Annotated in this window: 5 protein-coding genes; all 5 read left to right on the top strand. The window is 41.5% G+C overall.

Annotated features, from left to right (window positions below; genetic code table 11):
• Positions 1-136 precede the first annotated feature (136 nt).
• Complete coding sequence (locus tag ACERC7_RS10520; RefSeq protein ID WP_373666892.1) at positions 137-379, top strand: GlsB/YeaQ/YmgE family stress response membrane protein; 243 nt, start codon at positions 137-139, stop codon at positions 377-379.
• 228 nt (positions 380-607) lie between these two features.
• On the top strand, positions 608-796 hold the full coding sequence (locus ACERC7_RS10525) for a hypothetical protein (protein ID WP_373666893.1): 189 nt from the start codon (positions 608-610) through the stop codon (positions 794-796).
• Between the two features lie 258 nt (positions 797-1,054).
• Positions 1,055-1,693, top strand: coding sequence for a lysostaphin resistance A-like protein (locus ACERC7_RS10530; RefSeq protein WP_373666894.1), 639 nt, complete (start codon positions 1,055-1,057; stop codon positions 1,691-1,693).
• Between the two features lies 1 nt (position 1,694).
• On the top strand, positions 1,695-1,910 hold the full coding sequence (locus tag ACERC7_RS10535) for a helix-turn-helix transcriptional regulator (protein ID WP_373659691.1): 216 nt from the start codon (positions 1,695-1,697) through the stop codon (positions 1,908-1,910).
• Complete coding sequence (locus ACERC7_RS10540) at positions 1,907-2,263, top strand: hypothetical protein (RefSeq protein ID WP_373659692.1); 357 nt, start codon at positions 1,907-1,909, stop codon at positions 2,261-2,263. Before ACERC7_RS10535 ends, ACERC7_RS10540 begins: the two co-directional genes overlap by 4 nt.
• Positions 2,264-2,337: the final 74 nt, after the last annotated feature.

Below are 2,337 nucleotides of genomic sequence, written 5' to 3' on the forward strand. Positions count from 1 at the left end.
TGTCCACTGGTGGAACCATCATCGCATTCACGGTAGTCTCGATTACCAAACACCTATGGTTAAGCGAGTTATCGCTTAACAAAAACACTTTATAAAAATTGTACAGAAAAGGGGTGACTTTTCAAGAAATAATATTATGGAGTTCATTTGGATACTTATCGTCGGAGCAGTCATCGGGGCAATCGGTGGTGCAATCACTAAAAAAGGATCTTCAGGCTGGATTGCTAACATCGTTGCTGGTATTGTCGGTTCTTACGTTGGTCAGGCACTTTTTGGTGTGTGGGGACCAACTGCTGCTGGCATGGCAATCGTCCCATCAATTATCGGTGCGGCTCTTGTTACAATTGTTGCAGCTTACTTCTTTGGAAGAAAAGGCTAATCGCCTAAAAAAGTTATTTCTAGGGCAGGAACTTCTCGTTCCTGTCTTTTTATCATTGAACAACGAATAGAAGGGAGAAGTGTTGTTCTAAATGATTTAATCTCTTGACGATAATCATATCTAAAATGACAACAAAAATTATTTTTTTGACAAATATAATTGTCAAAAATAAAATGATGTGTTACAATAAGGATGTTAAAGCAAATACATCAGTCAGAGGAGGTTGACATGAGAGAAAATACGAAGCAGTTTGTCATCAGTATTGCTCTGGGGCTTATATTATATAGTCTTTTAGAGAGTTTACTAGCTGTATTGCTGATACTTACTGGATTTGTACTTATCAGGGTGTTAGGACCTGATGTTTACCAGATAAGAGAGAGCTTAGCAAGATTAGTGAAGGAAAGGGGAATGTCATGAAAAGGTCAGGTTCGACAATAAAGGCTGTTCTCATTGTTGGTATGATAACCATCGTAGGATTTTTATGCGGTATCGCTCTGGGTCTGTCTGATGTCGGTGGCGAGTATAGTTGGTGGTTCGATAGTCTTCCATTTAGCAGTCCATTGATAGTAGTAATAGCTCTGCTATTCTTCGAAAATTGGTGCAGTGAACGCCTGTTCTCCTAAGGATTTTACGGCGATTGTTGATAAAAATCGGTTTATAAGAAAGGGAAATATGATGAAAAAAACACTTGAAAAATGGCAAGTTCTCTTGCTTGGCGCTCTTCTGTTTATGGCAGATCTTCAGCTGACAGTCAGGATCGGTTCTTCAGAGGATTGGCTTGTTGCAGTTTTATGTGTGCTGTTGGCACTGGTTACGGCTTACGTAATTTGGCGTGGTAAGCTGCTCAAAGGAAGTGTTACACTGGTTTGGTGGCAATATTTATTGGCGATGGGGCTGGGCTTACTTGCAGTTTATTTTTTCAAAATTTTGGGTACCATCCTTCTCATGACTGAACATGGTTTAGGAAATCTCCCTAATAATCAACAGGCCATCATGGATGCCAACATGCCTCCCTATCTCCTGTTTGCTTTTGTAGTCGTTTTGGCGCCAGTGATTGAGGAGTTTGTGATGCGAGGTCTGGTGATGGGAAAACTATTTAATCCTCGTTCCATTTGGGGGCTATTAATCAGCAGTTTTGTCTTTGGATTCTTGCATAGCCCATCAGACTTGGGGAGCTGGGTCATGTATGGTGGCATGGGGCTGGCGCTTGGGCTGGTTTATCGCTACACTGAACGATTGGATGTCGCTATCGGGGTCCATGCGCTTAACAACCTGATAGGGTTTGTCGTGATGATGACGATGGCAGGAGGTTAAGATGGATACTGTAAAAAATCGTCTCAAAGAGTTACGTGCCAGAGATAGTCTCAACCAGACGGAGTTGGCTAAATTAGCACAGATTTCTCGTCAGACAGTCAGTCTGATTGAACGTGGCGAATACCTGCCCTCCATTCTCATTGCCTTGAAAATCGCCAAGATTTTCCAAGAGCCTGTTGAACAGGTCTTTTCCCTCGCAGAAGGAGAGAGTAAATGACAAAGAAAACATCGACAACTAAAATTGTCTACCAAAGCCTTGGGCTGGTATTCTTAGTGCTATCAATCCTGATGGTTGTTCTTAGCTTTTTCTCATCAGGTCAACAAGTTGTTGATCTTAACTGGCTGTTTTACCTCTTTATAGGTCTTATTCACTTGAAAAAGGGTGAATTGTATCAGCTCCAAAAAACGAAGCCTTGGGTGGGTTGGCTCTTGGCACTACCAGCTATTTTAGAACTTTTAATCGTCATATTGACAGATGCGACCAAGATGTCACTAGGCATTTCGATAGATATATTTACCGTTGAAAAGGCACCCCTTTTCTGTACAATTTTTATAAAGTGTTTTTGTTAAGCGATAACTCGCTTAACCATAGGTGTTTGGTAATCGAGACTACCGTGAATGCGATGATGGTTCCACCAGTGGAC

Origin of the sequence: Streptococcus sp. E17BB (assembly GCF_041807725.1) — a bacterium.
Taxonomy (GTDB): domain Bacteria; phylum Bacillota; class Bacilli; order Lactobacillales; family Streptococcaceae; genus Streptococcus; species Streptococcus entericus.

Coding starts and splice junctions, on each gene's coding strand:
- ACERC7_RS10520 (WP_373666892.1), top strand. CDS start 137: ATGGAGTTCATTTGGATACTTATCGTCGGAGCAGTCATCGGGGCAATC.
- ACERC7_RS10540 (WP_373659692.1), top strand. CDS start 1,907: ATGACAAAGAAAACATCGACAACTAAAATTGTCTACCAAAGCCTTGGG.
- ACERC7_RS10535 (WP_373659691.1), top strand. CDS start 1,695: ATGGATACTGTAAAAAATCGTCTCAAAGAGTTACGTGCCAGAGATAGT.
- ACERC7_RS10530 (WP_373666894.1), top strand. CDS start 1,055: ATGAAAAAAACACTTGAAAAATGGCAAGTTCTCTTGCTTGGCGCTCTT.
- ACERC7_RS10525 (WP_373666893.1), top strand. CDS start 608: ATGAGAGAAAATACGAAGCAGTTTGTCATCAGTATTGCTCTGGGGCTT.